This window comes from Candidatus Accumulibacter meliphilus (assembly GCF_036625345.1).
Taxonomy (GTDB): domain Bacteria; phylum Pseudomonadota; class Gammaproteobacteria; order Burkholderiales; family Rhodocyclaceae; genus Accumulibacter; species Accumulibacter meliphilus.
Window position 1 is genome coordinate 327,586 of sequence record NZ_JAZKTZ010000003.1, and the last position, 19,574, is coordinate 347,159.

16 protein-coding genes and 2 pseudogenes are annotated in these 19,574 nt (G+C 63.4%); 7 read left to right on the forward strand and 11 right to left on the reverse strand.

The annotated features are described in order from the left end of the window. Nucleotides 1-69: 69 nt before the first annotated feature. From V5B40_RS07735 to V5B40_RS07760, 6 genes and pseudogenes are all read right to left on the reverse strand, one after another. On the reverse strand, nucleotides 70-909 hold the full coding sequence (locus V5B40_RS07735) for a caspase family protein (RefSeq protein ID WP_332353937.1): 840 nt from the start codon (nucleotides 907-909) through the stop codon (nucleotides 70-72). A 481-nt stretch (nucleotides 910-1,390) separates the two neighbouring features. Then, nucleotides 1,391-2,209, reverse strand: a complete 819-nt coding sequence (locus tag V5B40_RS07740) for a calcium-binding protein (protein ID WP_332353938.1) — start codon at nucleotides 2,207-2,209, stop codon at nucleotides 1,391-1,393. Then, nucleotides 2,178-2,498, reverse strand: a complete 321-nt coding sequence (locus V5B40_RS07745; protein WP_332353939.1) for a hypothetical protein — start codon at nucleotides 2,496-2,498, stop codon at nucleotides 2,178-2,180. Before V5B40_RS07745 ends, V5B40_RS07740 begins: the two co-directional genes overlap by 32 nt. A 449-nt stretch (nucleotides 2,499-2,947) precedes the next feature. After that, a pseudogene (locus V5B40_RS07750) lies at nucleotides 2,948-4,302 on the reverse strand (IS1182 family transposase). Between the two features lie 210 nt (nucleotides 4,303-4,512). Continuing rightward, complete coding sequence (locus V5B40_RS07755) at nucleotides 4,513-5,289, reverse strand: PEP-CTERM sorting domain-containing protein (RefSeq protein ID WP_332353940.1); 777 nt, start codon at nucleotides 5,287-5,289, stop codon at nucleotides 4,513-4,515. Nucleotides 5,290-5,649: 360 nt separating this feature from the next. Further along, nucleotides 5,650-5,823 (reverse strand): annotated as a pseudogene (locus V5B40_RS07760) (thermonuclease family protein); the annotation flags it as partial. A gap of 130 nt (nucleotides 5,824-5,953) precedes the next feature. Here V5B40_RS07760 and V5B40_RS07765 point away from each other — a divergent pair. The 4 genes from V5B40_RS07765 to V5B40_RS07780 all read left to right on the forward strand — a co-directional run bounded on the left by V5B40_RS07765 (nucleotide 5,954) and on the right by V5B40_RS07780 (nucleotide 12,192). After that, nucleotides 5,954-6,385 carry a DUF2924 domain-containing protein gene (locus V5B40_RS07765; protein ID WP_332353941.1) on the forward strand — a complete coding sequence of 144 codons (432 nt, stop codon included), beginning with the start codon at nucleotides 5,954-5,956 and terminating at the stop codon, nucleotides 6,383-6,385. Between the two features lie 412 nt (nucleotides 6,386-6,797). Beyond that, entirely contained in the window at nucleotides 6,798-7,913 is a 1,116-nt protein-coding gene (locus tag V5B40_RS07770) for a patatin-like phospholipase family protein (protein ID WP_332353942.1), read from the forward strand. A 10-nt stretch (nucleotides 7,914-7,923) separates the two neighbouring features. Then, a complete protein-coding gene (locus V5B40_RS07775) occupies nucleotides 7,924-10,959 on the forward strand; it encodes a hypothetical protein (RefSeq protein ID WP_332353943.1) in 3,036 nt (1,011 codons plus the stop codon). A gap of 102 nt (nucleotides 10,960-11,061) precedes the next feature. Beyond that, nucleotides 11,062-12,192: a ComEC/Rec2 family competence protein gene (locus tag V5B40_RS07780; protein WP_332353944.1), complete on the forward strand. Its 1,131-nt coding sequence runs from the start codon at nucleotides 11,062-11,064 to the stop codon at nucleotides 12,190-12,192. A gap of 24 nt (nucleotides 12,193-12,216) precedes the next feature. Here V5B40_RS07780 and V5B40_RS07785 read toward each other — a convergent pair whose 3' ends face one another. Next, entirely contained in the window at nucleotides 12,217-14,010 is a 1,794-nt protein-coding gene (locus V5B40_RS07785) for a GspE/PulE family protein (protein ID WP_332353945.1), read from the reverse strand. A gap of 195 nt (nucleotides 14,011-14,205) precedes the next feature. Between V5B40_RS07785 and V5B40_RS07790 the strand changes: the two genes are divergently transcribed. After that, entirely contained in the window at nucleotides 14,206-14,778 is a 573-nt protein-coding gene (locus V5B40_RS07790; protein ID WP_332353946.1) for a hypothetical protein, read from the forward strand. Between the two features lie 37 nt (nucleotides 14,779-14,815). Here V5B40_RS07790 and V5B40_RS07795 read toward each other — a convergent pair whose 3' ends face one another. The 4 genes from V5B40_RS07795 to V5B40_RS07810 form a co-directional block, all read right to left on the reverse strand. Further along, entirely contained in the window at nucleotides 14,816-15,286 is a 471-nt protein-coding gene (locus V5B40_RS07795; RefSeq protein WP_332354170.1) for a DNA-deoxyinosine glycosylase, read from the reverse strand. A gap of 23 nt (nucleotides 15,287-15,309) precedes the next feature. Further along, complete coding sequence (htpG, locus tag V5B40_RS07800) at nucleotides 15,310-17,232, reverse strand: molecular chaperone HtpG (protein ID WP_332353947.1); 1,923 nt, start codon at nucleotides 17,230-17,232, stop codon at nucleotides 15,310-15,312. A gap of 147 nt (nucleotides 17,233-17,379) precedes the next feature. Next, entirely contained in the window at nucleotides 17,380-17,952 is a 573-nt protein-coding gene (greB, locus tag V5B40_RS07805; RefSeq protein WP_332353948.1) for a transcription elongation factor GreB, read from the reverse strand. 145 nt (nucleotides 17,953-18,097) lie between these two features. Further along, on the reverse strand, nucleotides 18,098-18,418 hold the full coding sequence (locus tag V5B40_RS07810; protein WP_332353949.1) for a hypothetical protein: 321 nt from the start codon (nucleotides 18,416-18,418) through the stop codon (nucleotides 18,098-18,100). A gap of 67 nt (nucleotides 18,419-18,485) precedes the next feature. On the opposite strand from V5B40_RS07810, the gene V5B40_RS07815 reads away from it, so the two are divergent. Continuing rightward, nucleotides 18,486-19,187: an AzlC family ABC transporter permease gene (locus tag V5B40_RS07815; protein WP_332353950.1), complete on the forward strand. Its 702-nt coding sequence runs from the start codon at nucleotides 18,486-18,488 to the stop codon at nucleotides 19,185-19,187. After that, nucleotides 19,184-19,534, forward strand: coding sequence for an AzlD domain-containing protein (locus V5B40_RS07820; protein WP_332353951.1), 351 nt, complete (start codon nucleotides 19,184-19,186; stop codon nucleotides 19,532-19,534). The genes V5B40_RS07815 and V5B40_RS07820 overlap by 4 nt, the downstream gene beginning before the upstream one ends. Nucleotides 19,535-19,574 lie beyond the last annotated feature (40 nt).

Consider the following 19,574-nt stretch of genomic DNA (forward strand, 5'->3'; position numbering starts at 1 on the left):
TGTAGCGCCCTGGGTCGGCTCAGGCCGGCCTGTCACGCCTGGACATTTGGACTGCCTACAGAGCGGCCATCAAGTGAAAATCTGGCGCTTGCACGCATCCTCGCTGCCAAAAATCTGCGGGCTTTGCGGATACGACGCCGACGGCAGGTAGGCCGGGCTGATCGCCGCATGCCACTGCGCGTAAGTGGCGTTGGCTGGCAGCTGTTTGAGCGCCTTCAGCGCGTAATAGCTGAACGCGCCACAAGGACGGCCCGCGATGCGTGCATCGTAGCTGAAATTGTTCGGCCCCTCCTTGCAGCCCGCCAGCAGCAGATCGCCCATCATTTGCGACAGCGCGCCGGTAAAAGGAGAGCCTCCGGTCACCGGCACCGCCGTCAGCGACTGGCCGCTGATGCCGTGCGGCAACTTGTTGGCCGCCAGCCAGTTGCCCATCGGCAAAAACCGGGGACGCGGCGCATCGTCGGCGTCCGGGTCGGCAGCCGCGGCACGGGTCACGGTACCCGAGTGGCAACTGTCGGAAATCAACAGCAAGCGCACGCCCGCCTTGCGCGCCGAAAACAGGGTGTTGATCTCGTCATCGATCAGCGCACCCCCACCGGTCTGAATGTCGTAGGGGCAAAGCGCCTCGTCGAGGCCGTCAATCTCGTCGCCGTTGGTGTCGGGGACATAGGTCCCGTGTCCGGAATAGGTAATTACCAGCACATCGCCACTGACCCCGCCGGCAATCAGCGACTGGATGGCGTTGAACATCGCTGCCTTGGTGGCCTGGCTGTCGATCAGCTTGCTGACCGCAAAGCCACGCCCCGCGAGCTCGGCAGCCCAATCGTTGGCATCGTTGACACAACCACTGAGATCCATGTGAGTACCGGGGTAGTTGTTGATCCCCATACAAAGCGCGCGCTTGCTCATGACTGCCTCCTGTCGATTGATCGGTGATGGTTGATCGCGGACTGCGGTTACGGACTACGGCTACGGACTACGGACCTCAGTCTAGCAAGCGCCAAGGCAATAGCAACCCTCGCCATTTCTCTCGCCCGGGCGACTCCTCAAGGCACTCGGCAACGCGCTGCTCGCTGATCCACGCCGGGGAGTTCTGCCAGCGGCTTGCCGCAGGCATCGGCAAGGGTCGCGCCGACGGCGAGTCGGCGAGCGGCGCACCACCCGCGACGCCGTCCAGGACCGCGACCCCTACTGCCGACCAGCCTGGCCTATGCTGTGCATGATCTGAAACTACTCAGCAGGCATTGGTGTGGGAGGAAAGCGTTTGCCGAGAGGAAATTTCCTTGCCAGTTTCACGCTGTGCGCAGCGGCCTTGCCCGTACTGGCACCATCGTCAAAGGACCTCGTTAGGCGCGCCAAGCCCCCTGGGCCTGGCTGCGAGTACAGACCATCAGGTCACCATGAAGTCGAGGTTGCCCAGCGCCAGTCCGCCGCTCAGGGTGGCGAACTGCACCGCAACGCCCGCTCCGTTGCCGTCGGTGTCGTAGTACAGCGCCCCTGAGCTGCTGTTGTAGATCAGGTAGTCGTCGGCATCGGCAGCGCTGATGACGCCCGCGCCGGAGCGGAACGAGCCGGCCGCCAGGGTGCCGGTAGTGATCAGCGAAGTGAAGATCGCGTTCCCCAGCTCGACGGTGTCATCGAACACGTTGTAGTCGCTGATCGTGTCGCGGTTGGCGAGGGCGTCGAACAGGGTGTCGAAGCGGCTTCGGTCGGCGCCCGCGCCGCCGCTCAGCGTGTCGTTACCGAGCCCACCGGCAACAAGGGCGTTGCCTGCCCCGCCACTGAGGCGGTTGTCGCCGACGTTGCCACTCAGACTGTCGTTGTAGTTGCTGCCGGTCAGCCTTTCGATACTGATCAGGGTATCGGAACCTGAGCCGCCGGTGGCCTGGTCACCGGCGATGGCGAGGCTGACGGTCACGCCGGCAGTGGCATAGGCGTAGGAAACGGTGTCCGCACCGCTGCCGCCATCGAGTATGTTGTTGCCAGCGCCTGCATAGAGCGTGTTGGCCAGGGAATTGCCAGTAGCATTGGCCGCTGCGCTCGACAGGATGCGCAGGTTCTCGACGTTGGCCGGCAGCGCGTAGTCAGCCAGAGTGCTGGACACGGTGTCGTTGCCCTCGGCGGTCAGGTCGGCGTTGGTTTCGCTCACCAGATCACCGAGGTTGTCGACGTAGTAGCTATCCGAGCCGTCGCCGCCGATCAGGGTCATAGACCTTGTCGTCACATTTGCTGAAGCTGCCAAAACTGTTCGCGCCGTCACCCAGGTGCACGCCGAGCGTGGCGATCAGTTGCTGCGCACCCATGACCTGGGCGTCGCCAAAGGTGGCCATGCTGCTGGTGTCGGCCCAGACTTTGAGCAGTCCATCGAGCCGGGCGAGCTGGCCGCTGCGAGTGGTTTCTGCGGCGTAGGCGGCAAGCTGGGTGGCGAGTGCGCTGCCTGCGGCGGTAGGCAGGCTGGCGGCTTCGCGCAGGCTGCGGACCAGGCCGGCGCCTTGCATGTCGGGCAGACTGCGGGCTTGTTCGCTGAGCGGGATGGAGTCGGTGAGTTGCGCCAGAGGCGCAGATTGGCGAAGCGGGCGTCGAGGCTGTCGACCTTGCCGTCGCCGTTGGTGTCTTCCTGGGTGAGCGCGGCGAAACCGTCGGCGGCAACGCCGCCGGCGCTCAGCGGGGTGCTGTCGCCGAGCAGTTCGCGCCCGTTATCGATGCTGCCATTGCCGTTGCGATCGAGGACGAGGAAGGCGTCGTCGCTTTTGACCCAACCGGTGGCGGTCCTGACACTGTTGCCGTTGTGGTCGAAGAGGATGGGGTTGTTGGGGTTGATGCCGATGGTTTCTAGCAGCCTGTCGGACTAACCGTCGGCAAAGCCGGCGCGTTTCACCATGTGGGGAAAAAAAAGCCCGATTTCCCTCGTTTTCTGGCGCTTCCGAGGGATTTCCCCTCATTTTCCCTACTGTGGGCGCAATACGGCCAAGCGCTTCAAATTCCAGGCGAGGCAAACCAGCGTCCACTCGCCGGTGACCTTCTTCAAGCCGCGCAGGGAGAAGCGGCGAAAGCCCATCACCGACTTGATGATCCCGAAGACCGGCTCGATCGTCTGCTTGCGTAAGGCGTAGCGCGCTCGTCCATCCTTGGTCTTCAGCCGATGGGACATCGCCTGCACTGGCGTGGCATTGTCGGGCAAGGGGGCCGGCTCGCTGTGGCGCTCCCGCCAATCCGGATGATGCTCGTCGCGTCCGACGGCGATCAGGGGCTCAATACCGGCCGCCTCACAGGCCTTGATGTTCTTCTCGCTGCAGTAACCGCTGTCGGCGATCAGGCATTCCACGGCGCCGAGCACCTCGGCCTGCGCCTTGAGGGTGGCCAGCATCGGCTCGACCTGCTCTTTATCGTTGGGAGCCTGCGTGACCCCGGTGGCGACGATCAGCATCGTTGCCGCATCGGCCGCCGCCTGGGCGTTGTAGGCCTGTTCGAAGCCGCCACCGGCGACCGGCATGATGCGCGACTCTTCGTCGGTCAGATTGATCTGATCACGGTCTCGTGGTCCGGGCTCGGGAGCCTTGGGGGGCTTGCCACCGGGCTTCTTGCCGGTCGCCTCGGGCCGCACGGCGGGCCATTTTCTCGTCGTACTCGGCTTTCTCGCGCTGATAGCGCTCCTCGGCCCGAGCGACAAGCTTGGCCTTGGCGGCGGCCATGGCGGCCAGCCGATCTTCGCGACGCTTGAGTTCCTCGGGCAGGCTGACTCCAGTCGGGATATCGGCTTGATCCGCCTGTTCTGCCAGAGCCAGTAATTCCTGAACCTCGGCCTTGAGTTTGGACTTCCAGCTTTCCGATGTGCCCGTGCGATAGCGCACTGTGCCGCGAGGCGTTGGCTTCAAACTTCGAGCCATCAAGACTGATGTTACCCACCTTGAGCACTTTCATTTCCGTGGCCATTTTCAGAACCTGCAGAAACAGGTCGCTCAGTTCGTCAAGGAACCGTCGGCGGAAAGTGGCCAAGCTGTCGTGATCGGGATGAAGGTTGGCGGCGATGAAGCGGAAGGCTATCGAGGCGTAGCTTGCCTGCTCCAGCCTGCGGCTGGAAAAGATACCCGTGGCGTAGCCATAGACCAGAATCCCCAGTAGGGTGGCCGGATGGTAGGCTTTCGATCCGCGCCCCGCGTACTCGCGCGTCAGCTTGGACAGATCAAGCTGGTCGATCACCTCGCCAATGAATCGCGCCAGGTGATCCTGGTTCAGCCAGTCGTCTACCGACGGCGGTAGCAGATAGTCGGTCTGGCGGTCAGCGACGATAAACTTGGACATGCGACGACCCGGTTGCTCTAAGAGGTATGATTAGATCATATCTGGATCTGGCGCCGGGGAAGTCCGACAGGCTGCCAGGCCAGCAAAATCCAAATAGGGTAGAGAGGGCATGCGTCGTCTATCCTCTCTACCCGGTTACTCAACAAGGTGTGTCTGCCGCGAGCTGCCACCGGTTGAGCCGGGCGTTTTCGGGGCGGCAAATAGACGCTATTAGACCAAAATAACTGTGCCCACGCGCTGGCGACGAACGCGGCGGTTTATGCACAGGCCGATTACGCCTGCGGCGATCAAGGATAAACTAGCCGGTTCGGGGATTCCCGAGATTTCGGTAATGGGAGTGAACTGACCAAAGTTGCTGCGGCCTAGGCTAGCGTTAAGGTTCTCGATCGGGATGAGGGTCGTGGAAGTCATGAACGCGTAGCTGACATAGATCGGATCAGTGCCCGCATTATAGATCGTGGGGAATGTGCTGCCGGTTTCCTCAATCCATTCAGTGCCGATCAAATTGAGGCTGCTGTCGAACAGGTCTACCCAAGCAATCTGGTAGAGGCTTCCCGTACCGTCGAAGCTTGCACTCGCCTGCGTATTGGTCGGCTGTGTCGTGAGCTTGATTCCCCCGAAGGTCCACCAGGATTCCGTAATTTCGACGCTCGTGCCGAACGACCCGGCTGCACCCACATGAACGGATTGCCCTTGATTGACCGTGGCCCCACTCCAGTCTAGGTTGACATTGGGGCTTCCTGTTCCGGAGCTGCCAAATGTCGGGAAGGCTACATCTCCCCCATGCTCCCAGTGATTAGAAACACTAATGTTCGAGTTAGCGTGGAGCTTAATATGATAATCGTTAGCCACGCTGCCTGTGGTGTTGTAAATGTCGGTATTGAAGTAATAGGCATAGCTGCTAGTCGCGAAGACCGACAATGCCCCCAGAACAACCAAGCGCGCCACCTTAGCGCAAGAATGCACCAATTGAGTTTCGTATGTCATGTATGGCCTCGTCATCGATTTGTTGAGTTTCCCGGTGTCACCTCGTCCAACGTGGAAGCGAACTGACGCCTGCTAGTGCAACTACGTTGAGCGTCATGCTAGTGAAAAACGAAACTCCCGCTCAACACACGATGAGGGAGCAAAATTCAAGCCAATATATTCAATACGTGTAAAATCATGGGGTTGTTACTGCTTTTTTGGGTGCGCGGTTGCTGCGGTGTAAAAATTTCCGACACTTGTGCACGTAACATGAGCTTCCCCCAAAAAAAATGTCGTCTCCCAAAGGTGACGTAAAATTCAGTCGCTTTGGGAGAGAGGTATGAAAATACCGAAGGCACGGCAAACACGCCGGAGTTATTCCTTCGATCGTTGCCCGAATGGCTGAGCCTTCTCGGGAGCGTCGATGCCGCCGAGCCTGATTTTGTGTTGCACGCGGTTGGCATCGAGCACGGTGATCGTATCGCCGTCCGCCACGCCCACCACGGTACCAGTGAGCCTTTCAGCGGCGATGGAGCTGCTGAGCATCAGCAGCATCGCCGAAAACACGAGATTTCTTAGGTGAATCTCCGCTCTCGTACTCACACTTACTGCAAAACACCACGCGCCGAAAACGCGGTGGTCATATCATTCCAAACGGTCCGCACAAGCCGAATGGATACCAACGATGACGCCTCCGTCGATCGCCGCGCAGCTCGCGGCACTGCCCCAAATGTCCCTGACTCACCTGTGGGTCTTGTGGGATCAGCACTTCCCCCGCCGGCCGATGCGCGTCACCCGGCGTTACCTCGAAAGTCGCCTCGCCTATCGCCTGCAGGAAGTCGCCTACGGTGGCCTGCCGAAAGCGATCAAGGCGCAACTCGCCGACTGCAGCGAGCAGCATTCGAAGATCAAGGTCGGGCGCGGCGCCGAGGTGCGCCTGATGCCGGGCACGACGCTGATCCGTGAATGGGATCGCCATGAGTACCGCGTAACCGTGACCTCGGACGGCCGGTACGAGCTCGATGGCAAGCACTACAAGAGCCAGTCGGCCGCCGCCAAGGCGATCACCGGAACACACCGGTCGGGGCCGGCGTTCTTCGGATTGAACGGCGCGTAACCGGCACGTAACCGGGGTCAGACCACGGTTGTCTCACGCCGTCAAACAGCAGCGCATCGCTGCGGCCGCTTGTGCTGTCGTAGTTGTAAAACGTGTCGTAGCCACTACCGCGCCGGAAGAGGTCGCTGTCGTTGCCGCTCGAGCCGTGTCGCGCGCCAGCAACAAGCACCGGGTGCCCGGCCTTGCCTGGCGTTTCGGCACCGGCGCCGATGCGAATGGTCGCTCGCCGTCAAGCGCATTTCGCAAGTTTGACCACACCTGTTGCGAACGCGGATACTCTCCCCACAGGCCAAGTGATTTCCTATCCTTCAGTGCATGGCAGCAAGCTGCCGGGCGCCACTGAAACAGTTCGGCGAAACACTGCGCTGAGGCACTTCGACCAGCGCTTGCGGCAATCTCCAGGAGGACTCTGATGAACACTGACCAACAGCCGAGTATCGGTCTGGCCCTGTCCGGCGGCGGATTTCGGGCGGCACTTTTCGGCCTGGGCACTCTCTGGCGGCTCAACGAGGGCGGGCTGCTACGCCGCCTCACCCGGATCAGCAGCGTTTCCGGCGGCTCGATTGTCGCCGGCGTGCTGGCTCACCGCTGGCGGCAGCTCAACTTCGTCGACGATCAGGCCAGCAACTTCGAAGAAGTGGTCGCGCAACCGGTGCGCGAGTTCTGCAATCAGACCATCGACGTCAGCACCGCCCTCCTCGGCCACCTGACGCCGTTCCGGTCGTCCGGCGAGGTTCTGGCCAGGCGTTACGCCAGAGACCTGTTCGGCGAAACGCTGCTGCGTCAGATCGCAACACCCGCCGAAAACCACGCGCCACGCTTCATCTTTCACGCCACGAACATGCAGACCGGGCGCAGCTTCCGTTTTCGTCAAGACTACATCGCGGACCACGTCCTGGGTATTTCGTACACGACTGAAGTGCCTCTCGCCGAGGCCATCGCCGCATCCAGCGCTTTCCCGCCGATCTTCTCGCCGGTGGTGCTGAAGACGGAAACCGGCGCCTGGGAGAAGCCCCAGCGCAAGCTGGCCAATCTCGACAAGTTGCGCCACCGAATCGTGCTTGCCGACGGTCGCATCCACGACAACATGGGAGTCGAAGCGCTGCTCGACAAGCTTGATTTTGTTCTCGTCAGCGACGCCGGAGCACCCTTCGAGATCGACGAGTCGCCCTTCGAGGACGATCTGTTGCAGCTCGGCCGGGTGCGCGACATCCTGATCGAGCAGACACGGGCGCTGCGCAAGCGCTCGCTGATTGGCGATTTTGAAAGCGGTGTTCGGCGCGGAGTTTACTGGGGAATCGGCAGCGCGATCGACGCCTTCGACGATAATGATGCGCTGGCCAGCGACAACGCCGTCACCGCCGCGCTGCAGGACATCCCGACCCGCCTCAAGGCCTTCACGGCGAAGGAGCAGGGGCAATTGATCAACTGGGGCTACGCCCTCACCGACACCGCACTGCGCACACGCACGGAGCTACCGCTCGACGCGCCGCACGGCTGGCCGGTCGGGGAGTGGCCGCTGCACTGAGAGGCTGACCATGATCGATCGCCAATATCTCGCCACCTGGAGCCTCGCCGTCAACGACGCGGGCTTTGCGCAGGCGCTGGCCGCGCTGGGGGCCTGGCTGGCGGCGTCGCCGCTGGTCGTCGTGGGCAGCAGCGACAACTCGGCAGCCGACACTGCCGCGAGCATCGCCCGTTTTCTGGTCGAGGCCGGCCAGGAACAGGAGCGGCCGCCGGATCAAGACCGGGAGCGAGAGCAGAACCGCGGCCTGCTCGCCTGGCAGCCGCCGACCGCCGACCCGCTCGATAGCTGGCCGGCGGCCAGTGTACTCGCCGCCGCGTGGTCGGCATTTGTTGGTCAAACGCATGCCGGGCCGCGTCTCGCCGTACGCAGCCACGCGCAGAGCTGGAACACGCTGCTGCCGATGCTGCAAACCCTGCAGCACCCTGCGGTCGGCGCCGCGAGCGTCTTCGTCGCCGACGCTTTCGTTGCTGACGGACGCATCGATTGGCAGCTGCCTTTCCAGATCGCAGTTCTGCCTGATGATCGCCTCGCCAACACATTTGCCAACACGCTTGTACCACGACCGCAACCCTGGCCCTATCGTTTCGGCGTCGCCGGCCGCGCCACGCCACGCCTTGAAGTGCTCGTCTTCAGTGGCTCACTGCGACAAACCGCGGCCCGCTTGCTGAGCCAGCGTTCGCCAAGCCGGGCCGCACTGGTGCTGATCCTTGGCGGGCTGGACGCCAGCGGCGACAGCAAAGCCCTGCTCCGCGTTGTCGCCGGCGAGCTGGCGGCCGAGGGAGTGGTCTGCGTCGCGCCTTTCGTTGCCGCCGGCGAGCTCGCCGACGTCAGCAGCGGCCCGGCCTTGCCAGCACTGCAACACTTTGCCGACGCCCTGAGCCACAACACAGCGCTGGACATCGCCCTGGCACAGGCCTTCGGCCAGGGCATCACGGCCGTCCTTGGTGGCGACCTGCTGCGCATCAGCAGCCTGTCGCATTCGCTCGGCACGCTGACCGCCCGCCTGCGAGCCCTGCCCGAAGATGCCGAACTGGCAGTCAGCGAACACTCGCTGTGGCGCCTTGTCGACGATCCCGATCGCGTCAGCGCAGCGCTGACGCGCGGCACGCGCGGCGCCGCGGGGAGTCTTGAAGGCGGTGAGCGCGGCCAGCGCTCCGAACGCGCAGGAGACGCACTCCCGTCTGCGCGCAATGTCTCGCCGCATCTGCTGGCCAGAGGGATCGACGACTCCAGCGCCCGCTACGGCTATGATCACGAGTCCGACGAAGCGGCTTCGCTGGCCGAAATCGCCGGCGAGTTGCGCGACCGAGAGGCAGCGGCAGCGGTCGACCAGGCCGAGCTGCGCTTCATCCAGCACAGCTTCTGGCGCAAGCACGCGGAGCAACTGGTCGAAGAACGGCAGCGCCTGCAGGTCGGCGTAGCGATCATGCTGCGCCTGCGCATTGGCCCGCCGGACGAACAATGGCACTCCGCCCCGGCAGCTTTTCCGGCACACGAACTACCGCGCAGTCAGCGGCCGCATCGACTGCAGGTGGTCTTTCACGAGCCGACGCAACTCGAGGCGCCGCTGCTCGGACAACTGCTGTTGCCGCGCGTCGGGCCGAGCAGCGTCGCCGAGTTCGTCTTTACGCCGCGCAGCGTGGCCGCTTTCGAAGGCCGGGTCAGTGTTCTGCACCGCGGCCGCGTGCTGCAGACAGTGCTCATCCATAGCCGCGTGGCCGCCGCTGATGAAGCCATTGACGCCAGCAGCGCCGGTGAAGTGATCAGCCAGCAGGTCGAAGCGCGCGTTCGCGAACACTGGGGCGAACTCGGCTCGCGGCGGCGTTTCGACGCCTCTTTCATCCTCAACCACAGCAATCAGCAGCGACCGCTACTCACCGGCATTGCCGGCAAGCGCGCCTGGGCCAAGGACCTGAGCGGTATCGACGAGCCGATCGCCAGCATCAACCAGCTACTCTCCGAAGTCGCGCACAGCGTCGCCGACTACAGCGACGGGCTGACCAGCGGCGACAACCGCAAGCTGTTCATCAAACTGGCACGCCTCGGCGCCGACCTTTACTCGAGCCTGGTGATCGACAATCTGCAGCCCTTGCAAAGCGAAGGCATGGACGTCGATGAGGCCACGCACATTCAGCTGGTGAGCACCCGCGCCGACGCCGTCGTTCCCTTCGAGTTCATCTACCAGTACCCGCCGCCCGACGACGATGCCGCTGTCGACTTCTGTCCGAACGCCCTGCAGGCCCTTGCCGACGGCGCGTGTCCGCAAGGCTGCGCCGGTCAGCAGGAACCGCGCCGACACGTCTGCCCGATGGGTTTCTGGGGTCTGCGCAAAGTCATCGAAAGGCATGTTTACAACCCCGCCATCGACGTCCCCAACCAGGCCGAGGTGATCGTCCAGGCCGAACCGGTGGGCGCACGCGTTCGCCTGCAACTCGACCAGGGCGCGCTGGTCGCTTACAGCCAGGAGGTCAAGGCCGGCGAGGTGGCGCCGCTGCTCGCGGCCTTGCGCCAGCAGTTGCCGCAAGCGGTGCAGGTCGCCGGCAACTGGGATGAATGGAAACAGGCGGTCAGCGGCAGCCACCCGAGCCTGCTCGTCGCCTTCCCGCACAATACCGGCGAACGCCAGGACATCGCGCTGGAAATCGGCGGTATCGCTTTCAAGACCTTGCGCCTGCCGCGCGAATACGTGCATGTCGAGGGCGCTTACCCCTTGCTGCTGCTGCTCGGCTGCGACACCGCCAGCAGCGCGCAGCATTACGCCAACCACATCCGCTATTTCCGGCAGGCGGGCGCAGCAGTGATCGTCTCGACCATCGCCACGGTCTTCGGTCCGCATGCGGTCAGGGTCGGCGAGAAGCTGCTCGAAGTGCTGCTCGCCATCCACCGGCAATCGACCGCCGACGAGCAGTCCGGCACAGCACGCCAGCCGGACGCCGTGCCTTGCCTCGGCGAAGCGCTGCGCGCAGCGAAACGGCAAGCGCTGCTCGACAGCCTGCCAATGGCCTTGTGCGTCGTCGCCTTCGGTGACGCCGACTGGCGGCTCTGACGATCATGACCGTTCCCCCTCTTTTCCGGCCTTTCTCCCGCGAGGGGAGAAGGAAGTTTCGTGAGTCGCTTGCGCGACTTTCACATTAACTGGAGATCAATGATGACCACGCCGAGCGATCTGGCTAAGGACAGCAGCTTTTTTCGCATCGAAATGCTGCCGGCACTGCACGGCGACTGTCTGTTTGTCGAATACGGCGACAGCGCACGCACGCGCCGGCTGCTCATCGACGGTGGCCCGATTGCCACCTACAAGCATCTCGAGGCACGCCTGGACGCACTGCCGGCCGGCGACCGGCGTTTCGAGCTGGTGGTCATGAGCCACGTCGATACCGATCATGTCGAAGGCATCGTGCGCCTGCTCGCCAATCAGCCGCTGCCGATCCGGGTCATCGACCTGTGGTTCAACGGCTGGAACCATCTGAGCAGCGGCGGACGCGTCCTCGGCGGCAAGCAGGGCGAGTTCCTCAGCGCCCTGATCGTTCGCCGTTTTGAAGACGAGCAATGGAACGGGGCGTTTTCCGGGCAGGCAGTGGTGGTCCCTGACGACGGCCCGCTGCCCGAACGCACGCTGGCCGGCGGCTTGAAGCTGACCCTGCTGTCGCCGACACCGGCGACGCTGGCGCAGATGCGCAAGGCCTGGGAAAAGGACCTTGGCCCGAGCGTCACCCCCGGCGACCTCGACGCCGCCTGGCAACGCCTGGCGCAGCTCAAGGCCTACCTGCCCGGGCAAGGCCTGCTCGGCACCACCCCCGAACTCGACAGCCTGCTCGAACGCCAGCTGAAAGTCGACAACTCGGCGGCCAACGGCAGTTCGATCGCCTTCCTCGCCGAATTCGCCGGCAAGTCCTGCCTTTTCCTGGCTGACGCCTACCACGAGGTGATCACCGCCTCGCTCAAACGCCTGCTGCAACAACGCGGCCAGCCCATACTCAAGGTCGACGCGGTGAAAGTCGCCCACCATGGCAGCGCCGGCAACGTCAGCGACGAGTTGCTGGCGCTGATCGACAGTCCGCGCTTTCTGGTCAGCACCAATGGCAGTCGCTTCCGACACCCCGACGCCGAAGCGATGCAGCGCATCATCGCCCGCTCGCTGCATCAACCACCGACGCTGTGCTTCAACTATGCCAGTACGACGACGCGCAGCTGGGCTTCGCCCGCTCGACAGGCTGAACTGGCGTATCGTGCCGAGTACAATCCGGTCGCCAATGCGCCGTATCGCATCGAGCTTTGAGACCTCGCGCTGCGGCGAGCGCGATCAGGCGTGCTCGATCGGCGGCGCGACCTTGAAAACCTCGGCCAGGGTGCTGACGCCGGCAGCGACTTTCATCGCTCCCGAGATGCGCAAGGGCTTCATGCCTTCGCGGAAAGCGAGCTCGCGGATCTTGGCAATATCCTTGTTTTCACTGATGGCCAGCTTGACGTCCGGCGAGAGCGTGAGAATCTCGTACAGGCCGACGCGCCCGAGGAAGCCGGTCATGCGGCATTCGAGGCAGCCCACCGAGCGATGGAAACGCGCCGGACGATTGGCTTTCCACGGCGCGACCAGCTGATCCCACATCGTCTCCTCGAGTGCATTCGCCGCGTGCTCTTCCTTGCAGTGTGGGCAGAGAATGCGCACCAGGCGCTGCGCCATCACGCCGAGCACGGTGGCGCTGAGCAGGTACGAGGGGATGCCGAGGTCGAGCATGCGGGTAAGCGCCGCCGGGGCGTCGTTGGTGTGCAGGGTGGACAGCACCAGGTGGCCGGTAAGCGCCGCCTGAATCGCCACTTCGGCAGTTTCGAGGTCGCGGATTTCGCCGATCATGATGATGTCCGGGTCCTGGCGCATCAGCGCCCGCACGCCCTGCGCAAAACCGAGGTCGATGACGGTCTGCACCTGCAGCTGGTTGAACGCCGGCTCGACCATCTCGATCGGGTCTTCAATGGTGCACACGTTGACCGCTGGCGTCGCCAGCTGCTTGAGCGTCGAGTAGAGCGTCGTCGTCTTTCCCGAACCGGTCGGCCCGGTGACCAGAATGATCCCGTTCGGCCGTTCCGCCATCGTTTTCCAGCGCTCCTGGTCGTCGTCGGTGAAGCCGAGTTCGGTGAAGTCGCGGACCAGCACTTCCGGGTCGAAAATACGCATCACCAGCTTCTCGCCGAAAGCGGTCGGCAGGGTCGACAGACGCAGTTCGGCTTCCTGGCCTTCCGCGGTGCGCGTCTTGATCCGCCCATCCTGCGGCCGGCGCTTCTCGACGACGTCCATGCGCCCGAGAATCTTGACACGATTGACCATCGCCGCCATGACGCTCATCGGGATCTGGTACACCTGATGCAGGACGCCGTCGATGCGGAAACGAACGATGCCGATTTCGCGCCGCGGTTCGATGTGGATGTCGCTGGCACGCTGTTCGAAAGCGTACTGCCAGAGCCAGTCGACGATATTGACGATGTGCTGGTCGTTGGCATCGAACTGGCGATTGGTCCGGCCGAGTTCGACGAGTTGCTCGAAGGACGACAGATTGCCGCTCGGACCACCCAGCTGGGCGGCCTTCTTGACCGAGCGTGCCAGATTGTAGAACTCGATCAGATAGCGGGCGACGTCGACCGGATTGGCGAGCACGCGACGAATGTCTTTCTTGACGATCGCGCGGATCTCCTTTTCCCAGTCGCGCAGAAAGGGCTGCGTCGTCGCCACCAGCACTTCGCGCGTCGTCACCTTCACCGGCAGGATGCCAAAACGCGTCGCGTAGGCACTCGACATGACTTCGGTAACGGCCGTGAAATCGACTTTCAGCGGATCGATATGGTGGTATTCGAGCCCGACTCTGGCGGCCAGCCAGCCACCCAGCATTTCCAGATTCAAGGGCCGCGGCGGCTCGTGCAGGGATTTCCATTTCTGGTCCGAGATGATCACCAGGGGATGCGCATGGAGGCGATTGAGGCGGCTGTCCCTGAGCAGCAGATCGGCGTCCGGCGGCTTGACCAGGCCGTCATCAACCAGCCAGCCGAGGAGCTCGGCGAGCGTCAGGCGATGATCGTAAACGGTGCTCACCGTGGCTTCGGGCATGGCGACTTTTCCTGGAAAATGAGCGGCAACTATACCCGACAAGTTCGACCGCAACCAATGCCGACGGCAAGAGCGTGTAAGATACCAGCGCTCCGCTCGCGGCCCCCGGCGCCGCTTGCGAACGCCCTCCTTTTCCAGTCTTCCCACCGGCCGGCGGAGCGAAAATTCCCGCCGTCATCGCCCCAGGAGAACAACATGCAGATGGCTTCACCGCTCGTTACAAGGCTTGTCACAACACTCGTCGCAGCACTTGCCGCCAGCCTGTTCGCCATGCCGGCCATCGCCCAGGCAGGCTCCGGCAAGGACACGACGACGACCATGGATGGCACCAGCGCCGCCATGCAGGGCGCCGGCTATCGCCGGGGAATGCTCGGCACGCGCGGCCCATCCGACTGCAGCCTGACCAAGGATCCCGAACAGTGCGTCGCGCGCCGGGCCGCTCATCGCCAGGTTTACGAGGCCTGCCGCGACAAGCCGGGCAGCGAGCTCGAGCAGTGCCTGCACCAGCAGGCAGAGCAGATCGATTGCACGCAGGCGCGCATCCCGGCGCAATGCGTGCAACGCAAGGCGGCCTACGCGCTGTGCAAGGGAAAGACCGGAGCACCGTTCAGGAACTGCGTACTCCAGGAGACCCTGCCAGCAGACTGCGGCAGTGCCAGCAACGCCGCGGTTTGCCAGCGACAGGACAAGGCCCGCAAGCTGTGCGCTGCCAAAAGCGGTTCGCAACACAGGCAGTGCGTGCTCGACGTTCTCGGCGTGGAGCAATAGGGCCACGCCAGGCAGCGACCGGGCAGTCGAGCCGGCGCTACTGTAGCGCCGCGCGCCAGCGTTCGAGCTTGCTGGCGAAAGCCAGGGTGTAGGCCGGGCTGCTCGACGGCAGCAGCCGCGTTTCGTAGCCACGCGCCTGAAACCGGGCGGCGAGCTTGCCGGCGGTCTGGCCATTGAAACAGACCCGCTGCAGCTGCGGCGCGTCGATCGGCAGCCGTGAAAAATCGTTGATTTGGGGCGACTGAATGGCCGAATCGAGCGCCCCCTGGCGCTGGCAGCACTGATAAACGTCCCAGACGCCGAAACCATGGCGCAACAGACATGACTGCCGCTCGGGGTAGTCGAGTTCGGCCAGGGGCTCGTCGAGGACGGAGCCGAGCAAACGCCAGAACTGGTTCTGGCGATGCCCGTAATAACGCTGTGCCGCCAGCGATGCCGGCGACGGAAAACTGCCGAGAATCAGGGTCCTGACCCCGGCATCGAGAATCGGTGGCAGGCCGTGCAGGATTGCTGCCGGCCTGCCGTCGGCACTCACTTGCCGGCGCTACCCAGCGACAAGGCCAGCATCAGATCGTTGATGCGCTTGACGAAACCGGCCGGATCTTCGAGGGCGCCGCCTTCAGCCAGGATCGCCTGCTCGAGCAGCAGGTTGGCCCAGTCGTCGAAACGCGTTTCCTCGTACTTCAGACGCTGCACCGCCGGGTGTTGCGGGTTGATTTCGAGGATCGGCTTGCTGGCTGGCGCCTGCTGGCCGGCGGCCTTGAGGATGCGCTGCAGGTTGCCACCGAGGTCGTACTCGTCGGCAACCAGGCAGGACGGCGAATCGGTCAGGCGATGCGTGACGCGGACGTCCTTGACCTTCTCGCCGAGCGTCGTCTTGACCTTTTCGATCAAGTCCTTGTACTCGTCGGCAGCTTTCTCGGCTTCTTCCTTCTCGGCCGCGTCCTCGAGCGTGCCAAGGTCGAGCCCACCCTTGGCCACGGACTGCAGCTGCTTGCCGTCGAATTCGGTGAGGTGACTGGTCACCCATTCGTCGACGCGGTCGGAGAGCAGCAGCACTTCGATGCCCTTCTTGCGGAAGATTTCGAGGTGCGGGCTGTTCTTGGCAGCGGTAAACGTCTCGGCGGTGACGTAGTAGATTTTCTCCTGGCCCTCTTTCATGCGCGACACGTAATCGGCCAGCGAGACGCTTTCCTCGGTGGTGTCGGCCTGCGTCGACGCGAAGCGCAGCAGCTTGCCGATGCGCTCCTTGTTGGCAAAGTCCTCGCCGACGCCTTCCTTGAGCACGCGGCCGAATTCCTTCCAGAAAGTGGTGTACTTCGCCTTTTCGGCGTCGTCGTCGCTGTCGGCCAGACCTTCGAGCAGACCGAGAATGCGCTTCACGCAACCGCCGCGGATGGCTTCGATATCGCGCGACTGCTGCAGAATCTCGCGCGAGACGTTGAGCGGCAGATCGTTGGAATCGACCACTCCGCGCACAAAGCGCAGGTAGAGCGGCATCAGCTGCTCGGCGTCGTCCATGATGAACACCCGGCGCACGTAGAGCTTGATGCCGTGACGGGCACCGCGGTCGAGCATGTCGAAAGGCGCTTTCGACGGGATGTAGAGCAGCTGCGTGTATTCCTGTTTGCCCTCGACGCGCGCATGCACGTGCGCCAGCGGATCTTCAAAATCGTGCGCCACGTGCTTGTAGAACTCGTTGTACTGCTCGTCGGAGATCTCCGACTTCGGACGCGACCACAGCGCCGAAGCCTGGTTGACCGTCTCCTCTTCGTCGGTGACCACCTGTTCCTTCTTCTCCTCGTCCCAGCTCTCCTTCTTCATCAGGATCGGCAGGGTGATGTGGTCGGAGTACTTGCGAATCGTCTCGCGCACTTTCCAGCTCGAGAGGAACTCGTCCTCGCCTGCGCGCAGATGCAGGACCACCTCCGTGCCGCGCTGCTCGCGATCGACCATCTCGATCGTGAAATCGCCCTCGCCAGCCGATTCCCAACGCACGGCCTGGTTGGCTTCGAGACCGGCACGACGCGAGGTCACGGTGACCTTGTCGGCGACGATGTACGAGGAATAGAAGCCGACGCCGAACTGGCCAATGAGGTGCGCATCCTTGGCCTGATCACCGGTCAATGCCGAGAAGAACTCGCGGGTGCCGGACTTGGCGATCGTTCCCAGGTGCTCGACCGCCTCGTCGCGCGACAGGCCGATGCCGTTGTCGGCGATGCTGATGGTGCGTGCTTCCTTGTCGAAGGACACCTGAATCCTGAGTTCGCTGTCGTCGCCGTAGAGGCCGGCATTGTTCAGCGCCTCGAAGCGCAGCCGGTCGCAGGCATCCGAGGCGTTGGAGATCAACTCGCGCAGGAAAATTTCCTTGTTGCTGTACAGCGAGTGGATCATCAAATTCAGCAGCTGTTTGACTTCTGCCTGAAAACCAAGTGTTTCCTTCTGTTCACCCATTGAAAACTCCGTGAAAAATGTGGATGGAAAGCGTCGCCGCGACCAAAGCAGAGCCGTGCCAGCGCGCAATGGACCAACACGTGGGGGCAGTCGCCGCGATTTCAAGCCCTGCCGGCGCTGCGTGCCTGCGCGGCCGCTTCAGCCGGTTCACTCTTCGATGGCCACGTAGTCCACGGCCAGCACCTCGACCTCGCGCATCCCGGCGGGACTCTGAAAGCGCACCGTGTCGCCCTCGCGTGCCTTGAGCAGCGCCCGCGCCAGCGGCGACACCCAGCTGATCCGCCCGCGTGCGAAGTCGGTTTCGTCGACGCCGACGATCTGATAGGTCTGCTCCTGCCCGTCCTCGTCGGCGATGCTCACCGTGGCCCCAAAGAAAACCTGCTCGGTGCCCTGCCGCCCGGCCGGATCGACGATTTCGGCCAGATCCAGGCGCTTGGTCAGAAAACGAATCCGCCGATCGATTTCACGCAACCGCCGCTTGCCGTAGATGTAGTCGGCGTTCTCCGAACGGTCGCCATTCGACGCCGCCCACTGCACGACGCCGACCAGCTGCGGCCGCTCCATACGCAGCAAATGGTCAACTTCGGCGAGAATGCGTGCGTGCCCACCCGGCGTGATGTAGTTGCGCGTTCCCGCCGGCAGCCGGAACGAGGGATCGAGGCCCTGTTCCTGCTCCTCTTCTTCATCGCCATCGGATTCTTTGGTGAATGCCTTGCTCATGCTTCGTTTGAATGGTCCCGGGGATGAGAACTCGCTGCACCGACCTGGCCGTGCGCCAGACGGTGCGCAAAAAAGGAAACGGCGCAGGTCCGCAAACCTGCGCCGCAATGACTGACTGCCGAGCGCTCGAGCGCCGGCAGCCGCATCAGTAGCCGATATTGAACGCCACCACGTCGATGCGCACGGTGTCGCGTCCGAGCGCCAGGGCCGTGTACCGTGAGAAGCGCGTCGCCCAGTCCTTCCGGTCGATGAAGCGCTGCTCGCCGCCGTAACGAGCCACATTGAGAATCTTGTCGATGATCAAGACCTTGCCCATTGGGTTGCTGGGTTCGCATTCGAGATCGGCGAACTCCTTGTCAAACCAGCGGCGCGCTTCTTCGGGAGACCCTGTAGCGAGTTCGGTATGAGGGAACTTGAACTCGTATTCCCTCTCCCGCCCAAACGAAACGATTATGTGATAGACCATCTGCCTCCTCCCGGGGGTACACCAAGGTTACAATTTGATCCTCTATTCTATTCGTAAAAAGCACCCCATGCCGCAAGTCCCCAGCGCTCGCGCCGAGTTTATCGTCGGCATGCGCGCCTTCGCGCCGCTGAGCATGAGTATCATTCCCTTCGGTGTGGTTTGTGGCGCCGCCGCCAGTACGGCAGGCATGACGCCGCTACAGGCGTCGGCGATGAGCTGGGTGATCTTCGCCGGATCGGCCCAGATTGCCGCCACGCAACTGTTCGCCAGCGGCGCGCCACTGCTGGTCATTGTGGCGACGGCGGCGATCGTCAACCTGCGCTTCCTGATGTACGCCACGTCGCTGGCGACGCTCTTCCGCAGTCAGAACCGGCGCTGGCAAGCGCTGATCGCCTATCTGCTGACCGACCAGGCCTTCGGGCTGACCATCGTGCACCACACCCGGCACCCCGACCGGCAAGCGGACCTGCGCTGGTTCTACCTCGGCGTCGCCGGCGCGACCTGGTTGTCGTGGCAGCTGGCGACGATTGCCGGCATCCTCCTCGGCAGCCTGGTACCGCCGAGCTGGTCGCTGGATTTCATCGTGCCGCTGACCTTCATCGCCATGGTCGTGCCGCTGCTCGGCGACCGCGCGATGCAGCTGTCCGCTGCCGCCGGCGCTCTGGCATCGGTGCTGCTGATCCTGCCACTGAAACTCAATCTGATCGGCGCCGCGCTGATCGGCGTCGCCGTCGGCGTCGCCGCCGAAAAACTATGGGTCAGGGCATGAGCAGCGTCAGCGGCGAGCTGGCCGGCGAACTGTTCGTATGGTCGATGATCGCCGGCATCGGCGTCGCCACCTTCCTGATCCGCTTCGCTCCCATCGCCCTGCTCGCCCGCCTCGAACTGCCGGCGTGGCTCACCCAGGCCTTGCGCTACGTACCGCCAGCGGTGATGGCGGCGATCATCGCCCCGCCGTTGTTTTTTGCCGATGGCGCGCCTACCATTGACGCCAACCTGCCGCGCATCATCGCCGCCACCCTGGCCGCCGTGGTCGCCTGGCGAACGCGCAGTACCTTGTGGACCATCGTTATCGGCATGCTCGCCCTGTGGGGGCTGCAAGCCCTGCTCGGCTAAACAACCCGGACCCGCCTACCCCTACCCCTGACCCCTACCA

Bases quoted from the DNA above. Each gene is read 5' to 3' on its own strand.
- V5B40_RS07740 (WP_332353938.1), bottom strand. From the start codon at position 2,209: ATGACCCTGATCGGCGGCGACGGCTCGGATAGCTACTACGTCGACAAC.
- V5B40_RS07780 (WP_332353944.1), top strand. From the start codon at position 11,062: ATGACCACGCCGAGCGATCTGGCTAAGGACAGCAGCTTTTTTCGCATC.
- htpG (WP_332353947.1), bottom strand. From the start codon at position 17,232: ATGGGTGAACAGAAGGAAACACTTGGTTTTCAGGCAGAAGTCAAACAG.
- V5B40_RS07775 (WP_332353943.1), top strand. From the start codon at position 7,924: ATGATCGATCGCCAATATCTCGCCACCTGGAGCCTCGCCGTCAACGAC.
- V5B40_RS07735 (WP_332353937.1), bottom strand. From the start codon at position 909: ATGAGCAAGCGCGCGCTTTGTATGGGGATCAACAACTACCCCGGTACT.
- V5B40_RS07820 (WP_332353951.1), top strand. From the start codon at position 19,184: ATGAGCAGCGTCAGCGGCGAGCTGGCCGGCGAACTGTTCGTATGGTCG.
- V5B40_RS07790 (WP_332353946.1), top strand. From the start codon at position 14,206: ATGCAGATGGCTTCACCGCTCGTTACAAGGCTTGTCACAACACTCGTC.
- V5B40_RS07755 (WP_332353940.1), bottom strand. From the start codon at position 5,289: ATGACATACGAAACTCAATTGGTGCATTCTTGCGCTAAGGTGGCGCGC.
- V5B40_RS07815 (WP_332353950.1), top strand. From the start codon at position 18,486: ATGCCGCAAGTCCCCAGCGCTCGCGCCGAGTTTATCGTCGGCATGCGC.
- V5B40_RS07770 (WP_332353942.1), top strand. From the start codon at position 6,798: ATGAACACTGACCAACAGCCGAGTATCGGTCTGGCCCTGTCCGGCGGC.
- V5B40_RS07745 (WP_332353939.1), bottom strand. From the start codon at position 2,498: ATGCAAGGCGCCGGCCTGGTCCGCAGCCTGCGCGAAGCCGCCAGCCTG.
- V5B40_RS07765 (WP_332353941.1), top strand. From the start codon at position 5,954: ATGACGCCTCCGTCGATCGCCGCGCAGCTCGCGGCACTGCCCCAAATG.
- V5B40_RS07785 (WP_332353945.1), bottom strand. From the start codon at position 14,010: ATGCCCGAAGCCACGGTGAGCACCGTTTACGATCATCGCCTGACGCTC.
- greB (WP_332353948.1), bottom strand. From the start codon at position 17,952: ATGAGCAAGGCATTCACCAAAGAATCCGATGGCGATGAAGAAGAGGAG.
- V5B40_RS07810 (WP_332353949.1), bottom strand. From the start codon at position 18,418: ATGGTCTATCACATAATCGTTTCGTTTGGGCGGGAGAGGGAATACGAG.